Origin of the sequence: Halomonas elongata (assembly GCF_029081005.1) — a bacterium.
GTDB classification, from domain to species: Bacteria; Pseudomonadota; Gammaproteobacteria; order Pseudomonadales; family Halomonadaceae; genus Halomonas; species Halomonas elongata_B.
Genome location: NZ_JAJQTQ010000138.1, coordinates 1 through 367, shown reverse-complemented (window position 1 = coordinate 367; position 367 = coordinate 1). Strand labels below are relative to the sequence as shown.

Sequence of the window (367 nt, the reverse complement as noted above, 5' to 3'; positions counted from 1 at the left end):
GTGGTGGAGCCTAGCGGGATCGAACCGCTGACCTCCTGCGTGCAAGGCAGGCGCTCTCCCAGCTGAGCTAAGGCCCCCTTCTTGCTTCTGCTTTTCCTCTCAGGCGGCGTTGAGCTTCTTCACTTACTCGGTCATTGGCCTGATGCCAACTCCCTCGTTCATTCATCGCTCGTCTTGCCTGATAGAAAAATCATCGCAACAAGATAAGTGTAATTTGTGTGAGACAAGGCGCTTTGTGGCGACGCATAGCCTGCTATGCGAGTCGCAAAGCAACGCTGTATCACGCAAATTTGGTGGGTCTGGGCAGACTTGAACTGCCGACCTCACCCTTATCAGGGGTGCGCTCTAACCAACTGAGCTACAGACC

At 54.5% G+C, this 367-nt stretch carries 1 tRNA gene; it reads right to left on the bottom strand.

The features are described from left to right. Position 1: 1 nt before the first annotated feature. Positions 2-77 (bottom strand) — tRNA-Ala (locus LU493_RS19800). Positions 78-367 lie beyond the last annotated feature (290 nt).